The sequence below is a fragment of the Arthrobacter sp. 131MFCol6.1 genome (genome assembly GCF_000374925.1).
In the GTDB taxonomy this organism is placed as follows: Bacteria; Actinomycetota; Actinomycetes; order Actinomycetales; family Micrococcaceae; genus Arthrobacter.
In genome coordinates this window covers 157,139-181,153 of sequence record NZ_KB895544.1, presented here as the reverse complement: position 1 = coordinate 181,153, position 24,015 = coordinate 157,139, and the positions used below count along the sequence as shown (strand labels likewise).

At 68.6% G+C, this 24,015-nt stretch carries 20 protein-coding genes; 9 read left to right on the top strand and 11 right to left on the bottom strand.

The window, feature by feature from the left end; all coding sequences use genetic code 11:
• Nucleotides 1–47: 47 nt before the first annotated feature.
• Nucleotides 48–1,226, top strand: coding sequence for a Gfo/Idh/MocA family protein (locus C566_RS0110765; protein WP_018774349.1), 1,179 nt, complete (start codon nucleotides 48–50; stop codon nucleotides 1,224–1,226).
• Entirely contained in the window at nucleotides 1,223–2,242 is a 1,020-nt protein-coding gene (locus C566_RS0110760; protein ID WP_018774348.1) for a sugar phosphate isomerase/epimerase family protein, read from the top strand. Before C566_RS0110765 ends, C566_RS0110760 begins: the two co-directional genes overlap by 4 nt.
• A gap of 147 nt (nucleotides 2,243–2,389) precedes the next feature.
• Here the strand turns inward: C566_RS0110760 and tgt are convergent, their stop codons facing one another.
• The 8 genes from tgt to C566_RS0110720 all read right to left on the bottom strand — a co-directional run bounded on the left by tgt (nucleotide 2,390) and on the right by C566_RS0110720 (nucleotide 10,080).
• Nucleotides 2,390–3,688, bottom strand: a complete 1,299-nt coding sequence (tgt, locus tag C566_RS0110755; RefSeq protein WP_018774347.1) for a tRNA guanosine(34) transglycosylase Tgt — start codon at nucleotides 3,686–3,688, stop codon at nucleotides 2,390–2,392.
• A 33-nt stretch (nucleotides 3,689–3,721) separates the two neighbouring features.
• Nucleotides 3,722–4,447, bottom strand: coding sequence for a hypothetical protein (locus C566_RS0110750; protein WP_018774346.1), 726 nt, complete (start codon nucleotides 4,445–4,447; stop codon nucleotides 3,722–3,724).
• Between the two features lie 52 nt (nucleotides 4,448–4,499).
• Nucleotides 4,500–5,579, bottom strand: coding sequence for a DUF6707 family protein (locus C566_RS0110745; RefSeq protein WP_018774345.1), 1,080 nt, complete (start codon nucleotides 5,577–5,579; stop codon nucleotides 4,500–4,502).
• A gap of 120 nt (nucleotides 5,580–5,699) precedes the next feature.
• Entirely contained in the window at nucleotides 5,700–6,239 is a 540-nt protein-coding gene (locus C566_RS0110740; protein WP_018774344.1) for an NUDIX hydrolase family protein, read from the bottom strand.
• Between the two features lie 44 nt (nucleotides 6,240–6,283).
• Nucleotides 6,284–6,913: an RraA family protein gene (locus tag C566_RS0110735; protein WP_018774343.1), complete on the bottom strand. Its 630-nt coding sequence runs from the start codon at nucleotides 6,911–6,913 to the stop codon at nucleotides 6,284–6,286.
• Nucleotides 6,910–7,368 carry a RidA family protein gene (locus C566_RS0110730; protein ID WP_018774342.1) on the bottom strand — a complete coding sequence of 153 codons (459 nt, stop codon included), beginning with the start codon at nucleotides 7,366–7,368 and terminating at the stop codon, nucleotides 6,910–6,912. Before C566_RS0110730 ends, C566_RS0110735 begins: the two co-directional genes overlap by 4 nt.
• Nucleotides 7,365–8,753, bottom strand: coding sequence for an MFS transporter (locus C566_RS0110725; RefSeq protein WP_026266588.1), 1,389 nt, complete (start codon nucleotides 8,751–8,753; stop codon nucleotides 7,365–7,367). Before C566_RS0110725 ends, C566_RS0110730 begins: the two co-directional genes overlap by 4 nt.
• A 133-nt stretch (nucleotides 8,754–8,886) precedes the next feature.
• Nucleotides 8,887–10,080, bottom strand: a complete 1,194-nt coding sequence (locus C566_RS0110720; RefSeq protein ID WP_018774340.1) for a PucR family transcriptional regulator — start codon at nucleotides 10,078–10,080, stop codon at nucleotides 8,887–8,889.
• 223 nt (nucleotides 10,081–10,303) lie between these two features.
• Between C566_RS0110720 and C566_RS0110715 the strand changes: the two genes are divergently transcribed.
• Genes C566_RS0110715 through C566_RS0110695 form a run of 5 tightly spaced genes read left to right on the top strand, consistent with a single transcriptional unit; the run spans nucleotide 10,304 to nucleotide 17,801 of the window.
• Nucleotides 10,304–11,641: an MFS transporter gene (locus tag C566_RS0110715; protein WP_018774339.1), complete on the top strand. Its 1,338-nt coding sequence runs from the start codon at nucleotides 10,304–10,306 to the stop codon at nucleotides 11,639–11,641.
• Nucleotides 11,638–13,278 carry a thiamine pyrophosphate-dependent enzyme gene (locus C566_RS0110710; protein WP_018774338.1) on the top strand — a complete coding sequence of 547 codons (1,641 nt, stop codon included), beginning with the start codon at nucleotides 11,638–11,640 and terminating at the stop codon, nucleotides 13,276–13,278. The genes C566_RS0110715 and C566_RS0110710 overlap by 4 nt, the downstream gene beginning before the upstream one ends.
• Nucleotides 13,279–13,290: 12 nt before the next feature.
• Nucleotides 13,291–14,718 carry a gamma-aminobutyraldehyde dehydrogenase gene (locus C566_RS0110705; RefSeq protein WP_018774337.1) on the top strand — a complete coding sequence of 476 codons (1,428 nt, stop codon included), beginning with the start codon at nucleotides 13,291–13,293 and terminating at the stop codon, nucleotides 14,716–14,718.
• Nucleotides 14,719–14,738: 20 nt separating this feature from the next.
• Nucleotides 14,739–16,508, top strand: a complete 1,770-nt coding sequence (locus C566_RS0110700; protein WP_018774336.1) for an amidohydrolase — start codon at nucleotides 14,739–14,741, stop codon at nucleotides 16,506–16,508.
• A gap of 9 nt (nucleotides 16,509–16,517) precedes the next feature.
• The gene (locus tag C566_RS0110695; protein WP_018774335.1) at nucleotides 16,518–17,801 is read left to right on the top strand and encodes a M20 family metallo-hydrolase; all 1,284 of its coding nucleotides are present in this window, start codon (nucleotides 16,518–16,520) and stop codon (nucleotides 17,799–17,801) included.
• A 66-nt stretch (nucleotides 17,802–17,867) separates the two neighbouring features.
• Here the strand turns inward: C566_RS0110695 and C566_RS0110690 are convergent, their stop codons facing one another.
• A complete protein-coding gene (locus tag C566_RS0110690) occupies nucleotides 17,868–18,647 on the bottom strand; it encodes a hypothetical protein (RefSeq protein WP_018774334.1) in 780 nt (259 codons plus the stop codon).
• Between the two features lie 92 nt (nucleotides 18,648–18,739).
• Here C566_RS0110690 and C566_RS0110685 point away from each other — a divergent pair, with 92 nt between their 5' ends.
• Complete coding sequence (locus C566_RS0110685; protein WP_018774333.1) at nucleotides 18,740–19,339, top strand: YdeI/OmpD-associated family protein; 600 nt, start codon at nucleotides 18,740–18,742, stop codon at nucleotides 19,337–19,339.
• A gap of 89 nt (nucleotides 19,340–19,428) precedes the next feature.
• The gene (locus C566_RS0110680; RefSeq protein ID WP_018774332.1) at nucleotides 19,429–20,211 is read left to right on the top strand and encodes a phosphatase PAP2 family protein; all 783 of its coding nucleotides are present in this window, start codon (nucleotides 19,429–19,431) and stop codon (nucleotides 20,209–20,211) included.
• On the opposite strand, the gene C566_RS21345 is transcribed toward C566_RS0110680, so the two are convergent.
• Together C566_RS21345 and C566_RS0110670 are read right to left on the bottom strand one after the other, a co-directional pair.
• A complete protein-coding gene (locus C566_RS21345) occupies nucleotides 20,164–22,128 on the bottom strand; it encodes a glycogen debranching N-terminal domain-containing protein (protein WP_018774331.1) in 1,965 nt (654 codons plus the stop codon). The genes C566_RS0110680 and C566_RS21345 overlap by 48 nt on opposite strands.
• Nucleotides 22,129–22,858: 730 nt before the next feature.
• Entirely contained in the window at nucleotides 22,859–23,896 is a 1,038-nt protein-coding gene (locus C566_RS0110670; protein WP_018774330.1) for an LLM class flavin-dependent oxidoreductase, read from the bottom strand.
• Nucleotides 23,897–24,015: the final 119 nt, after the last annotated feature.

Genomic DNA, 24,015 nt, shown 5'->3' with positions numbered 1-24,015 from the left:
TTCTAGCGTCGGGCCGTCGGCCTGGCCGAATTTCAAAGGAGAAATCGATGGCTGACAGTTTGGGAGTTGCCGTAATCGGCGCCGGAATGGCAGGAAAAGCGCATGCGGCCGCCTACCGTACGGCGTCCGCGCTCTACAGTCCGGTTCTTCCTCCTATCCGGCTGGTCTCCATCGGCGACGTCAATGCCGAGTTCGGTTCCCTGGCCGCGAAGCGTTTTGGCTACGAACGCAATGACACCTCGTGGCAGGCGATCGCCGAGGCCGATGACATCGACGTCGTGAGCGTCGTGATCGCGAACTCCCTCCACCGCGAAGTCGTGGAAGGCCTGCTGGCCGCCGGCAAGCATGTGCTGTGTGAGAAGCCGCTGAGTGACTCGATCGAGGACGCCCGCGCCATGGCCGAAGCGGCCCGCAACGCCAGCTCGATTGCCCGCATCGGGTTCACCTTCCGCCGCACGCCGGGCATCGCCTACATCCGCGACCTCATCCGCACCGGGGTCCTGGGCAACGTCCTGCACTTCAGCGGCCGTTACTGGACCGACTACGGATTCAGCCCCTCGGCGCCCATGAGCTGGCGCTACAAGGGCGGCCCCGGTTCCGGTGCGCTGGCCGACGTCGGCAGCCACCTGACGTACGTCGCCGAGTTCCTCTGCGGCGACATCAAGTCCATCAGCGGCGGACGGCTCAGCACCGTGATCGGCAAGCGCCCGCTGCCGCTGGGCGCCGTCATGGGCCACGACCATGCCGCGGTCAGCGACACGTTCGAGCCGGTCGAAAACGACGACTACGCGGTGTTCTCCGCCGAATTCGAGAACGGCGCCGGCGGCTTCGAGGTCTCGCGTGTCGCGGCAGGGCACGCCAACAGCCTCATCTTCGAGGTCTTCTGCGAGAACGGCGCCGCCCGGTTCGACCAGCGCCGCCCCGCGGAGATCGAGCTGTTCCTCAATGACGGCCCGGCCAACGAAAACGGCTACCGCCAGGTCATCCTCGGCCCCGGACACCCCTACATCGCGGGCGGGCTGGCCATGGACGCGCCCAGCGTCGGCTTCGGCCAGAACGACGCTTTCGGCTACCAGGCCCGGGCCTTCCTCGAGGAAATTGCCGGCCTCAGTGAGGCGGACTCCCTGCCCCGCTGCGCCACGTTCGAGGAGGGCGTGCGCAACATGGAGCTGCTCGGCGCAGTCACCGAATCCGCCCTCAACAACGGAAAGAAAATCACGCTATGAAACTCGGCGTCTACAACGCAATCCTGCACGACCGGCCCCTTCCCGAGGCCCTCAAGGTCATCGCCAACCTGGGACTGACGGGCATCGAAATCAACACGGGCGGGTTCTTGCCGGCCGTCCACGTCCCCACCATGGACCAGATCCTGGAAAGCGATGCGGCCCGCGATGACTACCTCGGGATTTTCGAGGGCACCGGCGTCTCGATTGCCGGCCTGAACTGCAACGGCAACCCGCTGCACCCCAAGCGTGAGATCGGCGAGAAGCATGCCGAGGACATCCGCCGCTCCATCCGGCTGGCGCAGCGGCTGGGACAGGACCGTGTGGTGACCATGTCCGGCCTGCCCGGCGGCGAACCCGGGGCCACCACGGTCAACTGGGTCGTCAACGCCTGGAACTCGGCGGCCCTGGACGTACTCGACTACCAGTGGGGCATCGCGGCGGACTTCTGGAAGGAAACCGACCGCCTGGCCGCCGACCATGGCGTGAAGGTGGCCCTCGAGCTGCACCCGCAGAACATCGTGTTCAACACCGCCGATGTCCGCAAGCTCATCGAGCTCACCGGCGCGACCCACGTCGGCGTCGAGCTGGACGCCTCGCACCTCTTCTGGCAGCAGATGGATCCGGTCGCGGTGGTCCGCGAACTCGGCCCGCTGGTCTTCCAGGCGGCCGCGAAGGACGTCCGCGTCAACACCGCGAACGCAGCGCTCTACGGTGTCCTCGACAACAGCTTCCGGCGGCTCTCCCCGGACGAAAACCGCACGAACCTCGGCGGCGACGAGTGGGCCAATGAATGGCCCAAGGACTCCGCCTGGGACTTTGTGGCCCTGGGCCGAGGGCACGACACCGCCTACTGGACCGAGTTCCTGCGCGCGCTCTACGAGGTGGACCCGGACATGCTGGTCAACATCGAGCACGAGGACGTCTCCCTGGGCCGGATCGAGGGCCTCCAGGTGGCGGCCAAGGTCCTGCGGGACGCCGATTCGGCACTCGCGGCGTCGCTGCACCTCACCAACTGACGGCCCGCCGGCCGGCAACCGACTTCTGCGCCGTCGTACCTTGGAAACTCGAGGTCGCCGGAAAGCTGCCAGATCGCCGGAAACTTCCGGCGATCTGGCACGGTTCCGGTACGCCCCGACGCCGGGACGCCCCGACGCCGGGACGCCCTAGGAGTAGTAGTTCGCCAGGGTTTCGGCCTTGAACTCGAAGAAGTTGCCGGCCTCGATGGCGAGCCGGGCGTCGTCGACCATCTTCACCACAAAGCGTTCGTTGTGGATCGAGATCAGGGTGGCCGAGACCATCTCCTTGGCCTTGAACAGGTGATGGATGTAGGCCCGCGAGTAGTTCAGGCAGGCGTAGCAGTCGCAGCCTTCCTGCAGCGGGCCGAAGTCGCGCTTGTACTTGGCGCCGGAGAGGTTGTACCGGCCGGTGGGGTGGTAGAACGCCGAGTTCCGGGCCACCCGGGTGGGGGAGACGCAGTCGAAGGTGTCCGCGCCGTTCTCAATGGCCGTGAAGATGTCGTCCGGTTCGGAGATGCCCAGCAGGTGTCGCGGCTTGTTCTCCGGCAGCTCCTCGTTGCACCAGCGCACGATCGTGCCGAGGTTCTCTTTCTCCAGTGCTCCGCCGATGCCGAAGCCGTCGAAGTTCATGGCGCCGAGGTCGCGGCAGGCCTTGCGGCGCAGGTCCTCGTACTGGGCGCCCTGGATCACCCCGAACAGGGCCTGGTAGGGCTTGCCCGCGCGCTCCTCCGTGAGCCGGAAGTGTTCGGTGATGCACCGTTCGGCCCAGCGCCGGGTCCGCTCCAGGGACTCCTCCTGGTAGCCGCGGGAGTTCTGCAGCGTGGTGAGCTCGTCGAACGCAAACATGATGTCCGCGCCAATTTGGTGCTGGACGTTCATGGAGATCTCGGGGCTGAAGCGGTGCCGGTCGCCGTTCAGGTGGCTCTTGAACCACACGCCTTCCTCGTCCACGTGGGCAAGGCGTTCTTTGCCGGGGGCGACGGCGTCGTCCGGCCCCGAATTGTCGACCGACTTCATGTCGATGACCTTCTTGAACCCGGAGCCCAGGCTCATCACCTGGAAACCGCCGGAATCGGTGAACGTGGGACCGCGCCAGTTCATGAAGGCACCCAGGCCCCCGGCCTCGTCCAGGATGTCCGCGCCCGGCTGCAGGTACAGGTGGTAGGCGTTGGCCAGCACCGCCTGCGCGCCGAGTTCGGCAATGGATTCTGGCAGCACCGATTTGACCGTGGCCTTGGTGCCGACGGCGATGAACGCCGGGGTCTGGATCTCCCCGTGCGGGGTGGCGATGGTGCCAGTCCGGCCCAGGAACTCACCGCCGTTGGCGGCAATCTGCCCGGCCGACGGCGGGCACGCCTCGCTCAGGCGTTTGCCCACGCGGAAGGAGAACTCGGACTGCCGGGCAGGCGCGGGGGACGAAGACGCGAAGTCAGGATTGGCTGGCACGGTTCAAGTGTGCCAGCTAACCCTGCCGTTGCCTTAGTGGACGGGATCCGATGTGGGGTAGTTCTCAGCCCGCCACTTGTCCCAATAATTGCGGACCGCCTCCAGTTGGTGGGCCCCGAGGTCGTAGGTGGAGACGATCGCGAGGGATCCGCCGTCGGGCCGGACGTCGGCGATGGCGGGCTGGTCCGCCACGATCAGCAGGCCGTCCCCGTGCTCGGCGTAGTTGTGGACCGTCAGACCCACCTGGTGGTTGCTGCGGAACCACACTTTGCCGGAAATTTCCTCGCCGGTGGGCAGGGTGAGCGAATACGGGTCCCCCGGCGACGGGACATCGCTGAGCCCCAGTTTCTCTATCGCGGACCCGCCGGAGCCGGGCACGGAGAAGAAGAAGGTCCGGCGCTTGCCGTGCGGGTGCCGTTCCAGGGCGAAGCGCAACTGGTGGAGGAACGTCAGCCAGCCTTGGGTGATGTCCTCGTCCCAAGCCGCCCACTCGGAATTGTGGTCGATTGCCGCCCGGGTGACGCTGACCTCGGTGCCCGTGGCGACAGGTTTCAAGGTGAAGACGTCGCCGCCGTCGACCACCAGGGAGGTGTGGTCGGCGCCTTCGACCACATTGGGGCCGAAGTAGATTTCGTTGATTTCGGCCTCTTGGTCATCGGCCACCCAGCCGTGCCATTGGGCGATTTTGGCGGGTTCGCGCAGCATGGTCCAAACTTGCTGCGCGTCGGAATTGATCACAACGCTCAGATTGTTCGTCATGGGGTGAATCTACAACTCCGTGCCCGCCACGGGTAGGGCCCAACGCAAGACCTCAGGCGCGGACTGATTCGAGTTCGTTGCCGATCCGGCGTTCCAGCTCGGCCGCACCAATCGTTTCGGAGCCGCCGTGCGCGCGCAGGAACAGGAGCGCCTCCAGCCGCAGCAGGCGCCAGTCGCGTTCCGCGTCCGGGTTCGCGTTGTCGATCGAGCGGAAGATTTCCTTGTCGTACAGGTTGGGCTCGTTGAGCGAGCGCTGGCGCACTTTGGCGTTGATCCTGGCCTTGAACGGGTCCGTTTCCATGGCCTCGGGCGCCCGGAGCAGTTTCTCGTAGATCCCGGCGCGCTGGTCCTGCCCCAGCTGGCGGCAGATGTAGCTGGAGAGCGCCAGGGCTGCCTCCACCGAAGCCCAGCGGTCGGGGTTGCCGTCGAACGGCAGGACGTTGAGCAGGTCCGCGACCGCCAGGGCGTTGTCGGGGTCCTTGAGGGTGACGAAGAGTTCATGTGCGAGGTCGCTGAGGTCCTTCAGGCAGCTCCCGGACTTGGTGTTGATGCCCTTGGCGAGCCGTTCACTGAGCAGGAGCACCCCGACGGCGCCCGGATGGGCCTCGGCCGCGGCCTCCACCACAGACTCCGGCGTGCCGTCGGGGGCCGGGATGAGCGCCAGGTCCGCTTTGCTGGGTCCGCTCACCGCGGGCGGCGCAACAGGCTGGGGAGGGACGACGACGGCGGTGGCCGCCGTGTTGTCGGGCTCAGTTTCTGCGGACCCAATTCCGTCGGACCCGGTTGCGTAGGAGGCGGCCTCGTCCAGTTCGGGAGACGGGCCGGACGCAGGGGGTTCGGGGGCGTCCGCGGCGGAAGGCGTTGGCGTGCCGGGCGCGCCGCCGTCGGAAGCCGGGGTGCCGGGCTCGGCGTCGTCGGTGACGCGGACCAGTGATCCCGCCGCGATCCGCAGCACACCGCCGCCGCTGAGGGTCGCCAAGACCATGGCGGGAGTACCAAAATCGTCGGTTTCGACATCCACGCGATGGATCTCGGCGGAGCGGTTTCCGTCGGGCAGAATCAGGTGGTCGCCGGCCCGCAGAGATCCAGCCTGCTGTTCACTGTAGTTCCGGGAGGCTGGGGGGTGGGTCATCGGGAGTCCTTAAAGTTCTCTTGCGGTCCGCCCAACAGTCTACAAAATCGGGTGCGTGAAGTCGGGGACGCCGGGGACGCCGCGAGCGTCCCCGGACGTCCCGGGACCCCAGGGTGCCGGCTAGTTGCCGACTCCCGCGAAAGCCAGCGCCTGCCGGATCAGGGCCCCCCGGCCGCCGCTGAATTCGAGCTGCACGTCCGTGCTCATGACCTCCTGCGGGGTCATCCAGGTCAGCTCGAGGGCATCCTGCCGCGGGGAGCATTCGCCGGTGACAGGAATGATGTACGCCAGGGCAACGGCGTGCTGGCGGTCGTCCGTGAAGCCGGTATGGGACGGGGACGGGAAGTACTCAGCCACGGTGAACGGGACCGGACTGACCGGAAGCTGCGGGAAGGCGAGCGGACCCAGGTCCTTCTCCATGTGGCGGAGCAGCGCGGCGCGGATGGTCTCGCGGTAGAGCACGCGGCCGGAGACCAGGGACCGGACCATGGTGCCATCCTCGTCGGCCTGCAGGAGGGTGCCGACCTCGTTCACGAATCCGAGGGGGTCCAGCCGGACCGGAACGGCCTCGACGTAGACCATCGGCAGCCTGCCCCGCGCTTCGAACAGGTCGTCGTCGGAGAGCCAGCCGGGATTCGGGTCAGGGGTGCGCACATTCATGGTTAAGTTCTACCCCATCCCGTGCCCGTTCCCCGCGCCGTCACTCAGATCGCCAGCACCGATTCCAGCGGCTCGCCGGCGGCAATTCGTGCCAGCAACGCCGGTTCGGCGGCGTCCGAGGCCAGGGCCTGGCCCAGGACATCGGCTGCCGCCTCCGCGGACAGGACGATCACGCCGTTGTCGTCACCGAGCACCCAGTCGCCCGGATTGACCTGGATGCCGCCGCACCGCACCGGGACATTGACGGCGGAGCCGGCGCTGCGGACCCGTTTGGTGGTCAGGCACGAGGTCCCGCGGGCGAAGACCGGCAGGCCGGTCGCGCGGAGTTCCAGGATGTCGGTGGCCACGCCGTCGACGACGACGCCGGCGGCGCCTTGCGCGGTGGCCGCTGCGGCGGTGACTGCGCCCACCGGCGCGTGCCGGTGGTCACCGGACATGTCCACCACCAGCACCGCGCCGGGGTACAGCTCCAGCAGGGCACGGTTCATGGCGTAGGCGTCATTCTCCGCGATGCGAACCGTGACCGCGGGGCCGGCCACCTTGACGCCGTCGAGCAGCGACCGGATGGCAGGCTCCACGAATCCGTCCTCCAGGAAGTGCCCGATCGTGGGGTAGCTGACGGCGGCGAGCCGCTCGCGGAGTCCGCCGGCAAGCCCGGCGTTCACCGCGTTCACGGAGCTTCCGGCGCCGTGGCACCGGCAACCACGGCCACGCACTCGATCTCCAGCGCCACGCCCCACAGGCTCACGCAGACGGTGGTCCGCGCCGGCTTGGCCGCGCCAAAGAACTCCGAGTAGACCCGGTTGTAAGCCTCGAGCTGGCTGGGATCCGTGAGGTAGCCGTTGACCTTGACCACGTGCTCCAGGCCGGACCCGGCCGCCTCAAGCACGGACCGGAGGTTGATGATGGTCTGGCGGACCTGGTCCTCGAACGTGTCCGGCTGGTCATCCAGCCCGCTGATCGCGGGGATCTGGCCGGCGGTGAACACAAACCCGTTGGCGACGACCGCCTGGGAGAAGGGGCCGACGGCGGCCGCGCCGCCCGGGATCTGCGCGATCCGGCGGACCGTCCCGGTTACGGGATGAACCGCGGGATCGACAGTGGGGAGCACGGCCTGCGGCGCTGTCATTTGGCGGCCACCGCTTCGGCGGACGGGCCCGTGCTCGCGTCGGTAGCCGCGTCGGTGGGGGCGGAGTCGACGGCGTCAATGTTGCCATGGCGGGTTTCGGTCAGGACGAACAAGGCACCGAGCGAGACGAGGGCGGCGGCCATGATGTACCACGCGATGGAGGAACTCTGGTGGGTCATGCCCAGCAGCCAGGTGGTGATGAACGGCGTGGCGGCGCTGCCGAGGAGCCCGGAGAGCATGTAGGCCACGGACAGTCCCGAGTAGCGGACCTTGGAACCGAAGAGCTCGGCGAGGAACGTGGCGATCGGGCCGTAGTTCGCGGCGAAGGCCGTCATCATGGCGAGGTACGCGACGAAGAGCAGCGGCACGGACTTGGTGTCCATGAGCCAGAACATCGGGAACGCCAGGGCTGCCTCGGCGGCAACACCTGCGTAGATGATCGGCTTGCGGCCGTGCTTGTCAGAGAGCCTGCCGAAGAAGGGGATCAGGACAAAGCACAGGGCGCAGGCGGCCAGCACGACCCACAGCATCAGGGCCTCCGAGTGGCCCAGTTCCTTTTTGCCGTAGGAGACGCCGGAGGCGACGAGCAGGGTGAAGGTGCTGCCGGTGGACAGGGTGGCAACGCCGCCGAGGATGACCTGCTTCCAGTACTTGGCCATGAGGGCCGCGAACGGCAGCTTGGCCTTGGCGCCGGCGTCCTTGACCGCCTGGAAGGACGGGGTTTCCTCGATGTGCAGCCGGATGTAGATGCCCACGGCCACGAGCAGCGCGGAGGCCAGGAACGGGATGCGCCAGCCCCAGGCAAGGAGCTCTTCGGTGCTGACGCTCGAGGCGACAATGAGGAACGCCACGTTGGCGATCAGGGTCCCGGCGGGCACGCCCACCTGGACCAGCGAGCCGTAGAACCCGCGCTTGGACGCAGGAGCGTGTTCCACCGTCATCAGGACGGCGCCGCCCCATTCGCCGCCCAGGGCCAGGCCCTGGATGACGCGCAGGAAGAGCAGCAGCAGCGGCGCCATGATCCCGATGCTGTTGTAGTCCGGCAGCAGGCCGATGGCGAACGTGGCGGCGCCCATGGTCAGCAGTGAAATCAGGAGCATGGATTTGCGGCCCAGGCGGTCGCCGAAGTGGCCGAAGATGATGGCGCCGACCATGCGTGCAATGTACGCGGAGGCGAAGGTTCCGAAGGCGAGCATGGTGCCCACGATGGGGTCGAAGCTGGGGAAGAAGATCTTATTGAACACGAGCGCGGATGCCGTGCCGAAAACAAAGAGGTCGTACCACTCGACGGTGGTGCCGATGACGCTGGCGAGGGCGATTTTACGCATCTTGGCCAAGTCCAGACGGGCAGCCGCGTGTGAGGTGGTTTCTACCGATTGAGCCATCAATATCTCCAGATGGGGGTGCGGGGACGAATGTCCAGTGCAAGGTAGTAGCCAACTATTCTGTGTTGGTGATCACAGCTCAATGGCGAAAACCCCACCAATAAAGGCCCCGCAGTGTGTGTTCACACAACTATCAGGCCCAGGCAACCACCAGCCGTGCGGCCTGGGCCGGAATGGTCAGGTCGATCCCGGTCAGTTCCTGGAAGCGGTTGAGCCGGTTCAGGATGGTGTTCCGGTGGCAGAACAGCTGTTCCGCCGTGGCCGTGATGTTGCCGGTGGAGAGATAGTGCTGCACCGTTTCCCGGAGGCGCTCCCGTTCCCCGCCGCGGCATTCCTCCATGGCTTCCTCCAGTTGGGCGGCGAGGTCGAGCCCGGCGTCCTGGAGGTTTTGCTGAGCAAACCGGGCCCATGCGGCATCTGCGGACAGCGGGCCGGCGTCGCTGGGGCGCAACAGGGCCGCAAGGCTCTCTGCCGTCCGGGCGGCGGCGGGCAGGCCGCGCAGCCCGTGCACCTCCGGGACATACCCGGAGGGAATATCCGCCACGAGCGGCGGCAGCTGGGGCACGTTCCGAGTGTCCCCGGACCTCCCCGACGGTGGCCACAACAGGAGCGGCCAAAACAGGTACGTGTTTCCACCCGATTCGTGCAGGAAGATCTTTTGGCGGCGTTGGGCGGCGCCGAACTGGGTTGCGGCCGCACGGAGGCGGGCCCCGGCGTCGCCGCTGGCAGCCACGAGGCCGCAGCGGGCATCCGGCCCGATGCCCAGGGCGGAGCCAACCTGCGCGGACGTCTCGGCCGAGGGCGTGCTCTGGTTGAACAGCCGGGCGATGAATTCGTGCTGGATGCTGGACTCTTCCTGGGCCATGCGCACGCGCTCGGTCAGGTAGCTCATGTGGGTGCGGGTGGCGAACTCGTCGACGACCCGCCAGACCTGGTCCACCCGGGAGGCCAGCAGCCCGGCATCCTCCGGTGCGGCGATCTCCAGGAGGTCTGCCCACAGGATGCTGAAGTCCAGCCGCACCGCCGACGTCAGGGACTCCGGCGGTATCCCGGCCCTCGCCCGTTTGGACCCGAGGTCCGAGGCAAAGGCGAGCAGCCCGTCCCGTGCAGTGTCCGCCGGACCGCCCCGGAGCCCATGGATGAGCCGGCGGAACGTTTCCCGCGCAGTGTCCCGGATTTCCAGGACGGTCACCTGGCTGTCGCCGTATTCCGGGATTTGTCGGACCCGGGCGGTGAACGCCTGGGCCAGGAGGTCCAGCCGGCCTTCGAGCTGGTCCACCAGCTCACTCCAGCGGAAAGCGTCGCCCGGCGATTCAAAATTGTGCATTCTCACATTCTAGGGTCTACAAAGCGTGGCGCACTGCTAGTTATTTTGGAAAAAGCTACTGGCAGAATGGAATGAAGCACCAGGCGTGAGCCCACTCACACCCGCCGGAAGCGTCGGCTCCCGAATCGTCTCGGCCCGAATCGTCACGGACGGAACTGTCCCCGGATGGGGGTGACCGCACAGGGGCCACCGTCAAGACCAGTCACATTTCTTTGGAGTAATCATGGCAAGCAGCGCAAGCAACGCCACTACCACCGCCAGTCCGCAGTTGCCCGGGGTTGTCGATGAGAGCGTGGCCAAGAAAGTCGCCCTCGCGGCCCTCGTCGGCACCGCACTGGAGTGGTACGACTTCTTCCTGTTCACCACCGCCGCGGCGCTCGTGTTCAACGCCCAGTACTTCGTGTCCCAGGACCCCTTCGTGTCGGCCATGAGCTCCTTCGCCACCCTGGCCGTGGGCTTCGTGGCCCGCCCGATCGGCGGCTTCATCTTCGGCGCCCTGGGCGACAAGGTGGGGCGCAAGAAGATCCTGATGGTCACCATTGTGGGCATCGGCCTCGTGACCGGTCTCATCGGCCTGTTGCCGAACTACATGACGATCGGCGTCGCAGCCCCCATCCTGCTGGTCGCGCTGCGCATCCTGCAGGGCCTCGCCGTCGGCGGCGAGTGGAGCGGCGCGGTGATTATCGCCGTCGAAAACGCCCCGGTCGCCAAACGCGCCCGCTACGCCGCCCTCCCGCAGCTCGGCTCGCCGATCGGCACCATCCTGTCCTCCGGCGGGTTCTTCGGAATGCTGTATCTGGTGGGCCAGGCCAACTTCGACGCGTGGGGCTGGCGCATCCCGTTCATCGCGGCGATCCCGCTGCTGGCCGTCTCGATGTGGATCCGCAGCAAGCTCAGCGAGTCCCCGGAGTTCGAAGCCCTCATGGAGTCCGGCGAGACCGAGCACGCCCCCATCCGCGGCGTCCTGACGAAGAGCTGGCGCCAGATCCTGGTGGGCATGTGCTCCGCGCTGCTCGGCATCGGCGGTTTCTACCTCATCACCAGCTTCGTGGTCTTCTACGGCACCAAGGTGCTCAAGATGCCCTACGAAACGCTGCTGCTCGGCTCGCTGCTGGCCGCCGTCGTGGAAATCTTCGCGCTGGTCTGGGCCGGACGCATGGGCGAGAAATTCGGCGCCAGCAAGGTCATCCTCTGGGGCGGAATTGCCTCCGCCGTCATCGCCGTGCCCGTCTTCCTGGCCATCGACACCGCCAACCCAGTCCTGGTCATCCTGGCCATGATCGTCGGAGTGTCCACCCTGTCCGTCCCGTACGCCGTGTCCGGAACGGCCCTGACCGCACTCTTCGCCACGAAGGTCCGGTACACCGGCGTCGCCATCACCTCCAACAGCGCCGGCGTCATCTCCGGTTTCGTGCCGCTGATCGCGACGGCCCTCGTGGCCGCCAACGGCAATTCGTTCTGGCCCGGCGCCATCATCTTGCTGGTGGTGTCCGCGCTGACCGCGCTGTCCGGCCTGTTCCTCCCCGCACTGAGCATCGAAGAAAAGGGAATGAAGCATTGAGCACCACAACCACCGCCGGGCACCTGATTGTTGCCCAGCTGGAACGAGCCGGTATCCAGCGCGTCTACGGCGTCCCCGGGGAGAGCTTCCTGGATGTGCTGGACGGCCTGCACGGATCCTCCATTGAAACCGTGGTGACCCGCCACGAGGGCGGCGCCGGATTCATGGCCCTCGCCGAAGGCCGGCTCACGGAGCTCCCGGGCGTGGCCATGGTGACCCGGGGTCCGGGTGCGGCCAACGCCTTCATCGCCATCCACACCGCGCACCAGGACGCCACGCCGATGATCCTGTTCGTGGGCCTCATCCCGGTCGCGGACCGCGGCCGGGAGTCGTTCCAGGAATTCGACATCAACGCCTGGTTCGGCAGCACCGCCAAGAAGGTCGTGACGCTCGACGACGCCGCCTCCGCCGCCCGCGTGGTGGACGACGCCATCTTCACAGCCCTCAGCGGCCGGCCGGGTCCCGTGGTGATCGGCCTCCCCGAGGACGTGCTGGTCCACGCCATCGAATCCGGCACCGTGGAGCCCCGGACCGTCGCCCGGACTGAACCTGCAGCAGCCGATCTCGCCGGCCTCGAGAAACGCCTGGCCGCGTCCAGCAAGCCCCTGATCGTGGTGGGCGGCGAAGGCTGGGACCAGGCATCCTCCGACGCGCTGGCCGGCTGGGCCTCCCGCCACGGCGTCCCCGTGCTCGCGGATTTCCGCGCCTACGACGCCGTCCCGCACAGCAGCGACGCCTACGCCGGCTACCTCGGCTACGCCCGCAGCGACGCCAACGCCCGCCGCCTCGACGAGGCCGACCTGCTGGTCTTCGTCGGCTGCGTCCGCGCCGACGTGCTCTCCGACGGCTACAAGCGCGGACTGGATGCCGTCACCGTCGTCGTCCACCCCGGCGCCGATCTGCTCGGCCACTACGGCCGGCTGGACCAGCACATCCCGGCCCACGTCGCGTCCTTCGCCACGGCACTCGCCGCCGCCGATTCCGCGGTGGATCCCGCGGCCGGCTGGCTGGCCGGGGCCCGCGCAGACTATGAGAAGTTCTCCACCGCCCAGCCGGACAGCGGCAACGGGGTGGACTCAAAATATGTGGACCTCGACGTCGTCATGGAAATCCTCAAGCAGGAAATGGACGACGACGCCGTCATCACCTACGGGGCTGGGAACCACTCGCTGTGGCCGGCCCGCTACCTGAAGCACAGCACCGCGAACTCCCTCGCCGCACCCCGCAACGGGGCCATGGGCATGGGGATCCCGGCGGCGGTGGCTGCCTCACTGGCCTACCCCGGCCGCCAGGTGATTTCCGTGGCCGGCGACGGCTGCTTCATGATGAACGGCCAGGAAATGGCCACGGCCATGGGCCACGGCGGGAAGTTCATCGCCCTCGTGGTGGACAACGGCATCTTCGCCACGATCCGTGAGCACCAGGAAGGCCACTACCCGGGCCGGCCCTCGGGCACCCACATGACCAACCCGGACTTCGCCGCACTCGCCCGGTCCTATGGCGGCTACGGCGAACGCGTCGAGAAGGCAGAGGACTTCGGTGCCGCTTTCCGCCGCGCCGTCGAATCCGGGCTGCCGGCAGTCCTGCACCTCCCGCAGGACCCCGCCACCCGCTCACCCAAGACCGCCAGCAACTGACCGGAGCCTGTCATGATCACCCTGCACAACATCATCAACGGTGAGATCGTCCCAGGCAGTGCCGCCGACGGTTCGGACCCGGCCACCCTGCCGTTCTTCGACCCCGCCACCGGAGTCCAGCTCGGCACCGCCCCGGACAGCGATGCCGCCACCGTGGACCGCGCCTTCCAGGCCGCCCACACCGCCTTCCAGAGCTACAAACGGACCACCCCGGCCGAACGCCAGGCCATGATGCTCAAACTCGCCGACCTCATCGAGGCCAACGTCGACAGGCTCCTGGACGCCGAGGTGGCCTGCACCGGCAAGCCCCGCCAGATCACCCGCGAGATCGAGATCCTACGCGGCGCCGACCAGCTGCGCTTTTTCGCCGGCGCCTGCCGCGTGGTGTCCGGGACCGCGCAGACTGAATACGTCCGCGGCTTTTCCTCCACCGTCCGGCGCGAACCCCTCGGCGTGGTCGCCCAGATCACCCCGTGGAACTACCCGTTCATGATGGCCATCTGGAAGATCGGACCGGCGCTGGCCGCCGGCAACACGCTCGTCCTGAAGCCGGCCGACACCACGCCCTGGTCCACCCTGGTACTCGGCGAGCTGGCACAGGAGGCCTACCCGGCGGGCGTCGTCAACGTCATCTGCGGCGGCCGCGGGACCGGCGCCGCCATGGTGGATCACGAGATCCCGGAAATGGTGTCCATCACCGGCTCCACCCGGGCCGGGGCGCAGGTGATGTCCGCGGCGTCGAAGACCCTCAAGGACGTCCACCTGGAACTCGGCGGCAAGGCGCCGGCAATCGTGTTCGCCGACACCGACATTGACCTGGCCGCCAAGGAGATTGCGCTCGGTGCGTTCTTCAACGCCGGGCAGGACTGCACCGCCGTGACCCGTGTGCTCGTGGAGGAATCCATCCACCAGGAATTCGGTGCCGCGCTCGCCGCGGCGGCCGCAACGCTGCAGGTCGGCGGCGACGCCGCGGACCTGGGTCCGCTGAACAGCGCCGCCCAGCTGGACCGGGTGGAAGGCTTCATGTCCAGGCTGCCCGCGAACGCCAGGGTCCTGGCCGGAGGCAAGCGGACGGGCGCCGGTTTCCACTTCGAACCCACTGTGATCGACGGCGTGTTCCAGGCCGACGAAGTGGTCTGCGAGGAAATCTTCGGACCCGTCGTCACCATCCAGCCCTTCCGGGACGAAGCCGAAGCCGTGGAACTCGCCAACGGGACCAAGTACGCGCTGGCCTCCAGCGTCTGGTCCAACAACCACGGAGTGGTCACCCGGGTCTCCAACGAACTGGACTTCGGCGCCGTCTGGATCAACTGCCACCAGGTGATCCCGGCCGAGGCCCCGCACGGCGGTTTCAAGCACTCCGGCACCGGCAAGGATCTCTCCGTCTTCGGCCTGGAGGACTACACCCGGATCAAGTCGGTCACCACCTCCCACCGCTAAATAACCACGCTAGGTAACCAATGAAACTCGATCTGCTGCTGCGCAACGCGGACATCATCACCATGGATGAGCGCCGCCCGCATGCCACGTCACTGGGGGTCTGGCAGGGCCGGATTGTGGGCCTCGACGATGACCTGGACGGGCTGGAGGCCGCCGAGGTCCTGGACCTCGGCGGCGCCACCGTGACCCCCGGCTTCATCGACGCCCATTGCCACACCACCTGGTTCGGGCTGGGCCTGGGTGAACTGGACGTCTCCGGCGCCCGCGGACTGAACCAGCTCTACGCCCTGCTGGAGGCCGGCATGGCGGCAGACAGCAATGCAGATCCAGAGGCTGAGGCAGGGCCGGAGCCGGAGCCGGGGACCGGCCAGGCGCCGGGCTGGCTGCTGGCCACCGGCTTCAGCCAGACCCAGCACGGCGGCGAGTTTCCGGACATCACCGTCCTGGACCGGATCACGGGGAGCCGGCCATTGTTCATCCGGCACAACTCCGGCCACATGGCCGTGGTCAACACTGCCGCGCTCCGGCTGGCCGGCGCGGAACCGGCGTCGTTTCCGGATCCTGACGGCGGGGTGATTGTCCGCGACGCCGGCGGCCGCCCCACCGGGCTGGTCCAGGAAACCGCGCAACAGCTGATCCAGCAGCTGATCCTGCCGTACCCGTCCGACGCGATCGAAGCCGCACTGGACCGGGCCACCCGCCACTACGCCGCAGAGGGCATCACGAGCTTCACCGAGGCCGGGATCGGCGGCGGCTGGATCGGCCACAGCCCCGTGGAGCTGGCCGCCTACCAGCGCGCGGCCTCCGCGGGCAGGCTCCACGCCCGGGCGCAGCTGATGCCCGTCCTGGACGTGCTCCACCCGCTCGGCGGGCAGCACCCACAGGACGCGGCACCGGCCGGACTGGACCTGGGCATCGCCAGCGGCTTCGGCGGCGACTTCCTGTCCCTGGGCCCGGCGAAGGTGTTCCTGGACGGGTCACTGCTGGGCGAAACAGCGGCGGTCAGCGAGGACTACTGCAGCCACGGCGGGACGGACAACACCGGGAACACCGGCTACTTCCAGGCCGAGCCGGAGGCGCTGCGGGCAAAGATCGAGGCCGCCTACGCGGCCGGCTGGTCGATCGCGGCGCACGCCATCGGCGACCGCGCCGTTGACCTCGCGATCGACATCATCACCGCCTGCGCCGCCAAGTACGGCCCTCGGGCCGTGCCCAACAGGATCGAACACGCCTCGATGACCCGGCCGGAACAGCTGCAACGGCTGGCCGCCGCGGACATCGCCGTCACCCCGCAGGCCAGCTTCTTCGCCGGAGGCGGGGACGGCATGACGCTGTCCCTCGGCCCGGAACGGCTCGGCTGGGCCTACCGGGCGGCGTCGTTCCTCGCCGCGGGGGTGACCCTCGCCGGAAGCTCCGACCGGCCCGTGGCGGACGGAAACGTGCTCCGCGGGATGCAGGCCTTCGTAGACCGGCGCACCGCCTCCGGGGCCGTGTTCGGGAACCCGGACGAGCGGCTGGGCCCGCTCCAGGCCCTGGCCGCCTACACCACCGGCGCCGCAGCAGCCACCGGCGCCTCCGCCGTCAAGGGTTCATTGACCGCCGGGAAGCTCGCCGACTTCACCGTCCTGTCCGGGTCCCCGCTCAACGCGGCCAGCATCGCCGAACTCCAGGTGCTGGCCACCGCCGTCGGGGGGAACTTCACGTTCCGGAGCCCCGGCCTCACGTCCCCGGTTGCGGTCGGTTCGGCCGCAACCGGTCCATTCTTCAGCACAGCCACCAACCGTTCATAGGGGAACACCGTGACCACTCAGACCTCTTTCAGCACCCGCGACGCCGCTTTCAGCACCCGCGACGCCGCGTTCGTGCGGGACTTCCACATCATGAGCGAATTCGGCGCGACCGAGAACGGCGGCGTGGAACGCCAGGCCGCCAGCGTGCCGGACGGCCAGCAGCGGCAATGGCTCACCGGCCTGCTGGAGGCCAACGGCTTCACCGTCCGGTTCGACCGGGCCGGCAACCAGTGGGGCCTGTACGAGGCCGTGCCGGGTGCCCCGTTCGTCGTGGTGGGTTCCCACATGGATTCCCAGCCGACGGCGGGACGCTACGACGGCGCGTACGGCGTGCTCGCCGCAGCCCACGCGGCGTTCCGGCTCGTGGAGCAGTGGGCCGCGGCTGGAGACGCCGGGCAGCCCCGGTTCAACATCGCGGTGGTCAACTGGTTCAACGAGGAGGGCTCCCGCTTCAAGCCGTCCATGATGGGCTCCTCCGTCTACACCGGAAAGCTCGAACTCGAAACCGCGCTGGCCACCACGGACGCGGCCGGAGTCTCGGTCCGTGAGGCCCTGGACGCTATCGGCTGCCGGGGCAGCTACGAGGGCCCCGAAGCCGCGTACTGCGCCGAAATCCACATTGAACAGGGCCGGAGCATGGAACGCGAAGGCATCACCATCGGCCTGGTGAACTCCAACTGGGCGGCCAACAAATACGAGTTCGTGGTCCACGGCGAGCAGGCCCACACCGGCTCCACCGTGATTGCCGACCGGAAGGACGCACTGCTGGGCGCGTCCATGATGGTGGTCGCCGCCCGGGAACTCGCCGACACCTTCCCCGGCGTGCTGCACACCTCCGTGGGGCAACTGAACGTCTACCCCAACTCGCCCGTGGTGGTGCCGTCCCGGGTGAGCCTGCTGCTGGACCTGCGCAGCGCCGATGAAGCTGTCCTTGCCGAGGCCGACGCCCTGCTGGACGAGCGGATCGCCGGGATCGAACGGCTGGCGAACGTCACGGTGGAGCGCAACCACGCCCACACCTGGCCCGTGACCCCCTACCAGCCCGAGGGCGTGGAACTCGCGGCCAAGGTGGCGGCGGACCTGGGCCTGGCGAACAAGCAGGTCATGACCCTGGCCGGGCACGATTCGACCAACATGAAGGACCTCGTCCCGACGGTGATGCTGTTTGTGCCCAGCGTCGACGGGATCTCCCACAACGAGCACGAATACACCACGGACGAGGACATCGTGGCTGGCCTGGCGATGCTCACCGAGGTAGTGAACCGGCTCTGCAACGGGGCGCTGGAAGACTGACCGCGGACCCGGGGGTCCCTCCGCTGCCGCAGCGGCGGGAACCCCAGGCGCCTGACCAGTGCCGCCTCAGGCGCCCTCGGGCTTGTGCGAGATCCAGAGCATCGCCCCGTGGAGGTTCTCCGGCAGGTCGGCCGCGTCCGGGTTGGCCACGTGCAGGGTGCGCCCGAAGGCCTCTTCCGTCAGGCTGACCCGGTGGCCGGCGGCCGCCAGGCGGTCCCGCAGGCCGGAGAGGTCGCCGGTGTATTCAAACCCCAGGCCGGTCCGGGCGGCGCCGCTGGCGGGCCGGACCATCAGCACGCCGCCGTTCTTCGCCGTGAAATCCGCCGTTTCGTCATCGTCCGGGGCCGGCCGCAACCGGGCGCCCATGTTCCGCAGGGTTTGCGCGGCGGCGGCCGCGTCCGGCGTGAACCAGACTTCGACGACGGCGAGGGCAGGATCGGCGTCCGCGCACTGCGCGCCGTGGGCGGCCTTGTCCGCGAAGAAAGCGAACCCGTCCTCGCCCGTGATGCGGCAGGTATCGCCGTGGCGGGCGCTGACCAGCTCGGCCGGGGCGGTCCCGTCCTCCCCACCGGCGGCGTTGGTGCGGCGTGCGAACTCCGCCAGATCCCCGACCTCGACGCCGAAGTCCGTCTTTCCATCCAGGGCAGTGCCGTCCTGAACAGCTCCGTCCCCGGCATCCGCCCCGGCGTCGACCGCCGCTACCCGGTGCAGCGCGAGGCGGCCCGAGCCGGCGTCGAACTCCTGCCAGTCGCCGTCGTCGACCGTCCGCACCATGCCGAGGGCGGACAGCAAGCCCTCCCACTGGTCCATACGGGAGGTGTAGTGGATCGGGCGGACGCGCAGCATGGGATCTCCTTGCGAGGGACGGTTTTTGGCTCCTCCTGACATGGTGCCACCAAAGCACCCCTCCGGTCAGCCCAGCAGGGCACAATGGGCCCATGGCTGTTGAACTGGAGGAACTGCTGGTGAAGGACGCCGCCGAGTGGCGCGCCTGGCTGGAGCAGCACCACGCGCAGAGTCCCGGCGTGTGGCTCGTGCTGCACAAGAAGGGCGGATCGGTGACGGAGCTGGACTATGAGGCCGCGCTGCAGGAGGCGCTGTGTTTCGGCTGGATCGACGGGCAGGGGCGGCGCCGGGACGAGGAAAGCTCCTTCCAGCGGATGACCCGGCGGGGACCCAAGAGCGTGTGGTCGGCCCGGAACGTGGAGCGGATTGACCGCCTGGAGGCGGCGGGGCGGATGGCACCCGCCGGGCAGGCGGCCGTCGCCGCCGCCAAGGCGGACGGGCGCTGGGAGGCCGCCTATTCGGGCTCGGCGACGGCGGAGGTCCCGGATGACCTCGCTGCCGCCATCGCGGCGGACCCGCGGGCGCAGGCGATGTTCGAGGTCCTGACGTCCGTGAACCGGTTTGCCCTGATTTACCGCACCAACTCGGTCAAGCAGGCCTCGACCCGGGAGCGGAAGATCGCCGGGTTCGTGGAGATGCTGGCCCGGTTCGAAACGCCGTACCCGCAGGCCAAGCGGCCCGGAAAACCGTAGCAGAGAACCGTAGCCGCCCCGGGGCGCATCCCAGAGAATTCCCAGCGGCCCTCCGGGCTGCAGGGAGTTGAAGCTGGCAGGATTGGGCGATGCTTCTTGCCCAGCGTGCCCCGCGACCCCCTGCCCGCCTGCCGCTGCCGTCCCAGCGGCGGCTTTTCTTCGTGGCTGCGGGCCTGCTGATCGCCGGGGAGGCGATCTTCTGGACCGTGCTCGCCGCCGTGCAGTCGAACAGCGGCGTGGCCGACCTGGACGGGCCCGTGCACGACGGACTTGTGGCGTCCCGGAACCCCCTGGCCACCGCCGTCCTGGCGGCCGTGACCACGGTGACGTCGCCGCTGTGGATGACGGTGATCGGCTGCGCCGTGGCACTGGCCTGGGCGGTCTTCACGCGTGAAGTCTGGCGTCCCGCCCTGCTGGTCGGCGCCATGGCGGCCACCTTCGCGGTGTCCACGCTGGTCAAGCACGACGTCGGCCGGAGCCGGCCCGCCGCCAGCGGCTTCATGCTGGGACCGGACGATGCCCTGTCCTTTCCGTCCGGCCATACTTTCGGGGCCGGCGTCTTCCTGTGCGTCCTCAGTTACCTGCTGCTGGCGGCCCGCGGCACGCGGACGGGCAAACGGTCGACGTCGGTGTTCGGCTTCGCGGCAGCGGCTGCCGGGACACTGGTGGTTGCCTTCAGCCGCCTGTACCTGGGGTACCACTGGCTGACGGACGTGCTCGCCTCCATGGGCCTGGCGCTCGCCGTAACCGGCGCCGTCATCCTGGCCGACGGGCTGCGCGCCGCCGCGGCCCCGTCCGGGGAACATCCAGCGGCAGCGGGCCCGTCAGAGCCCGACGCCCATCGCCTGGGCGATCACCACCGCCGAGGCTGAGGACCACGCCTGCGGGTGGCAGGACGCCGGATACGGCACCGCGACGCCCGAGTCCTCGGCCCGCACTCCGGCGAACACCTCCGGCAACCGGTGCCCGAAGGAGGCCGCCGCCGCGAGCAGACCGTCGGCGAGGGTGCGTGCCTCGGCGATGTAACCGTCGGCCAGGAGGCCGCGGATCGCGATGGCGGTGTCGTGGCTCCAGACCGAGCCGCAGTGGTAGCTGAAGGGCCAGAACCCTGCGGCCCGCCGCGAAATGGTGTGCACGCCGTAGCCGGAGAACAGCTCGGGGCTCACCAGCCGGTCCGCGACGATCCGGGCTTCGGCCGCGTCCAGGATGCCCGTGCCCAGCAGGTGTCCCATGTTCGAGCCCGGGATGTCCAAGGGGACCCCGTGCCCGTCCAGGGCCATGGCGGGGAACGGCCCGCCGTCGTCCTCAACCCAGAAGCGCTCCCGGAACCTGAGCCGGAGGGCCGCGGCGAAGTCGCGCAGCGCCTGAGCGCCCGGTTCCCCGAACGCGTCGAACAGTTCCGCCGTCCCCATGGCTGCCTGGTACGCGTAGCCCTGCACCTCGGACAGGGCGATGGGCCCCTCCGCCTGCCGGCCGTCGCGGAACTGCATGGCGTCCCGGGAATCCTTCCAGCCCTGGTTGCTCAGGCCGTGGCCCGTGGAGTCACGGTAGCTGAGGAACCCGCCGTTGCCGGCTGCGCCGTCCGCTGAACCGTCTACTGAACTGTCCGCTGCGCCGTCCGTTCCGGTGGCGCCGGCGGCGAGCAGCCATTGCGCGGCGCATGCCGCGTTCGGCAGCAGCGACCGGACGGCGTCCTCGTCCCGGCCGGTGCGCCAGAGTTCCCCGAGCAGGCAAAGCCACAGCGGGGTGGAATCCACGGCCCCGAAGTACACCGGCGGCAGGCGCAGGTTCTGGCTCTCCAGTACCAGTTCCTTGGACCGCAGCTCGTGCAGGATCTTGCCGGGTTCCTCGGCGGCCGCCGCGTCCGTCCGGGTGCCCTGGAAAGCCGCCAGCGCGCGCAGGGTGCCCGCCGCCAGCCCGTTGTCCGGGCCGCTGTCCAAGGGCAGCAGCAGCCGGGCCGCCCACAGCGAATCCCGCCCGAACAGTGTGAAGTACCACGGCGCCCCGGCGGCGATGAACGGGGCGTCGGGCAGCTGGCGGGTCGCCAGCCGGAGCCCGGCCACGTCATCGAGGGAGTTATCCAGGAGCAGGCCCAGGGCCCCCACCGGCCCGGTCCGCGGGGGCCGGGCCGCGGGCGGGCGGGCAGCCACGACGGCGTCGTCAGGGTCGGTCAGGACGGCCTGCCATTCGGCCTCGAACGGCCGGCCCCGGCCCAGGGTTCCGCGCCAGGCGAGGTGGCCTTCCGGGGTGACGGCGCCGGCGGCCGCGACCGCCAGGGTCTTGCCGCCCTCCTGCCAGCGCAGCGTGGACTCATCGGAAGAGACCGGCCCGGCCACGTCACGGAAGCGGCTGAGGCGGATCTGGGCCATGTCGGTGAAGTCGGCGGCGAGCTCGACGTCGACTTCGACGTCGAGGGAATCCAGGGAGGTGCGCAGCTGCAGGGTGTGCCGCACCAGGCCCGGCGTCACGGTCCAGGTCTGGAGGAGCTCGACGGCGGGATCCTCCGTGGGTCCCGGGATGCCCCGGACCAGTCCCCGGACGCGCAGGACGCCGCCGGGCTCGGTCTCGACGGCCGCCGGTTCGGGTTCCAGGCCGTTGACGCGCACGAGTGCCCGGCACAGCATCCGGGTGTCGCCGTGGAGCAGCCCGGTGAACCCGGCCGGCTCAGCAGGGTCGCCGGCGCCGGGCGGTTTGACCTCGCCGGCCAGGCGGCCGTCAGGATCGAGCCACAGCTGGGTGGGGGCGGCAACGGAGCAGTGTTGGCGGTGCAGGCCTGGCTGAACAGTCATCCGCCTACCCTATGCCGGGCACTGGGCGGTCTCAATCCGCCACAGCCCGCTGCCCACCGCCTAAGAGGTCATGGCGTCGGCCGCCAGCGGCCAGAAGGCCCGCCTGCTGCCGGGCGGTGTTGGGGACCACCCAAGTTACCTCCGGGTGACGCCGCACCCGAGGCCAGAAACTACCCAGCCGCCAGGAATGGTCCGGCTTACACCGGCAATCCAGTCACCACTGCGCGCCGTCTGTTCATCGACCGCTTTCCATCCATCGGTTGGAGCGCCGGAAGGCGCGTTTATCGACTTAGCCCACGCCACCGCGGCCGCTTCAGGGGTTGGGTCTCCGGGAACACTCGTATCAACGTCAGCAACATAGGCGCCGTGACAAGGCGCGGCACTACCGCTTGGCACGGTGCCGGTGGATGCCGGTTGCACCGCACACGACGACAAAGTGAACAGGATGAGGGCCATTACTCCGGCTATCCCGACGTTCTTCAACATGGCCGCATCATATGGCTGGAGGCCAGTCATGCCTATGGGCAGACGTGTACCTTCCGTAGCGGGCAGATGCACCCATATTGAAAGCGTCGTCCTAAATGGCACGATTGGCCGGGAAGACCACGACGTTTTGTGGGGTCAATGCCGTCCGAAATGGACCTCAGGTGCACACCGCGGTCCCGGAGTAGAGCGTCGATACAGCCGAAATAACCGCGACTGCAGTGCCCGGGGAATCTGTCACAAGGGGTCAGCGCCAGCCCAGCTGCGGCGCCACATACTTCAGGATCGACTCGATGACGTGGGCGTTGTAGTCGACACCGAGCTGGTTCGGGACCGTGAGCAGCAGGGTGTCTGCCGCGGCGATCGCCTCGTCTTCGGCCAGCTTCGCGGCCAGCTCGTCCGGGGCGCCGGCGTAGGAACGGCCAAAGACCGCTCGCGTTTTCTCGTCGATGTTGCCCACCTGGTCGGAGCTGTGGCGGTCGCGGCCGAAGTAGTGCCAGTCGCGCTCGTCCGTCAGCGCGAAGATGCTGCGGCTGACCGAGACGCGCGGCTCCCGCTCGTGCCCCGCCTCCTTCCAGGCCTGCCGGTAGTGCTCGATCTGCTCGGCCTGCTGGACGTGGAAGGGCTTGCCGCTCTCATCATCCTTCAGCGTGGAGCTCTGCAGGTTCATGCCGAGCTTCGCCGCCCAGATGGCCGTGGCGTTCGAGCCGGAGCCCCACCAGATGCGCTCGCGCAGGCCCTCCGAGTGCGGCTCCACGCGCAGCAGGCCCGGTGGGTTCGGGAACATCGGGCGGGGGCTCGGCGCCGCGAAGCCCTTGCCAGTGAGCACCTCGAGCAGACGCTCGGTGTGCCTGCGGCCCATGTCGGCGTCCGATTCGCCCTCGGCGGGGGCGAAGCCGAAGTAACGCCACCCGTCGATGACCTGCTCGGGTGAACCCCTGCTGATGCCCAGCTGCAGCCGGCCGCCCGAAATCAGGTCGGCCGCGCCGGCGTCCTCCGCCATGTAGAGCGGGTTCTCGTAGCGCATGTCGATCACGCCGGTGCCGATCTCGATGCGGCTTGTCCGGGCCCCGATCGCAGCGAGCAGCGGGAACGGTGAGGCGTATTGCTGCGCGAAGTGGTGGACTCGGAAGTACGCGCCGTCCGCACCCAGTTCCTCGGCCGCGACCGCGAGGTCGATCGCCTGCAACAGCGCGTCCGACGCGGTGCGCGTGCCGGAATCCGGGTGGTCGGTCCAATGGCCGAAGGACAGGAATCCGATGTTCTTCACACCGGAAACGAACATGGTGGCGGCGGTTCTTATTCCCGCAGATGAGACACCAACTCGGACAATAGACCTGATTCGCCGCTTACATGGTCTCCAGCGGGTGTTGGGTTAAGGACTCCCCAAGGTCAGAAGTCGTT

What these genes read in the sequence shown, in the direction of transcription:
- C566_RS0110705 (WP_018774337.1), top strand. Translation starts at nt 13,291, where the DNA reads ATGATCACCCTGCACAACATCATCAACGGTGAGATCGTCCCAGGCAGT.
- C566_RS0110760 (WP_018774348.1), top strand. Translation starts at nt 1,223, where the DNA reads ATGAAACTCGGCGTCTACAACGCAATCCTGCACGACCGGCCCCTTCCC.
- C566_RS0110690 (WP_018774334.1), bottom strand. Translation starts at nt 18,647, where the DNA reads ATGCTGCGCGTCCGCCCGATCCACTACACCTCCCGTATGGACCAGTGG.
- C566_RS0110670 (WP_018774330.1), bottom strand. Translation starts at nt 23,896, where the DNA reads ATGTTCGTTTCCGGTGTGAAGAACATCGGATTCCTGTCCTTCGGCCAT.
- C566_RS0110720 (WP_018774340.1), bottom strand. Translation starts at nt 10,080, where the DNA reads ATGCACAATTTTGAATCGCCGGGCGACGCTTTCCGCTGGAGTGAGCTG.
- C566_RS0110685 (WP_018774333.1), top strand. Translation starts at nt 18,740, where the DNA reads ATGGCTGTTGAACTGGAGGAACTGCTGGTGAAGGACGCCGCCGAGTGG.
- C566_RS0110730 (WP_018774342.1), bottom strand. Translation starts at nt 7,368, where the DNA reads ATGACAGCGCCGCAGGCCGTGCTCCCCACTGTCGATCCCGCGGTTCAT.
- C566_RS0110700 (WP_018774336.1), top strand. Translation starts at nt 14,739, where the DNA reads ATGAAACTCGATCTGCTGCTGCGCAACGCGGACATCATCACCATGGAT.
- C566_RS0110765 (WP_018774349.1), top strand. Translation starts at nt 48, where the DNA reads ATGGCTGACAGTTTGGGAGTTGCCGTAATCGGCGCCGGAATGGCAGGA.
- C566_RS0110745 (WP_018774345.1), bottom strand. Translation starts at nt 5,579, where the DNA reads ATGACCCACCCCCCAGCCTCCCGGAACTACAGTGAACAGCAGGCTGGA.
- C566_RS0110750 (WP_018774346.1), bottom strand. Translation starts at nt 4,447, where the DNA reads ATGACGAACAATCTGAGCGTTGTGATCAATTCCGACGCGCAGCAAGTT.
- C566_RS0110725 (WP_026266588.1), bottom strand. Translation starts at nt 8,753, where the DNA reads ATGGCTCAATCGGTAGAAACCACCTCACACGCGGCTGCCCGTCTGGAC.
- C566_RS0110680 (WP_018774332.1), top strand. Translation starts at nt 19,429, where the DNA reads ATGCTTCTTGCCCAGCGTGCCCCGCGACCCCCTGCCCGCCTGCCGCTG.
- C566_RS21345 (WP_018774331.1), bottom strand. Translation starts at nt 22,128, where the DNA reads ATGACTGTTCAGCCAGGCCTGCACCGCCAACACTGCTCCGTTGCCGCC.
- C566_RS0110715 (WP_018774339.1), top strand. Translation starts at nt 10,304, where the DNA reads ATGGCAAGCAGCGCAAGCAACGCCACTACCACCGCCAGTCCGCAGTTG.
- C566_RS0110740 (WP_018774344.1), bottom strand. Translation starts at nt 6,239, where the DNA reads ATGAATGTGCGCACCCCTGACCCGAATCCCGGCTGGCTCTCCGACGAC.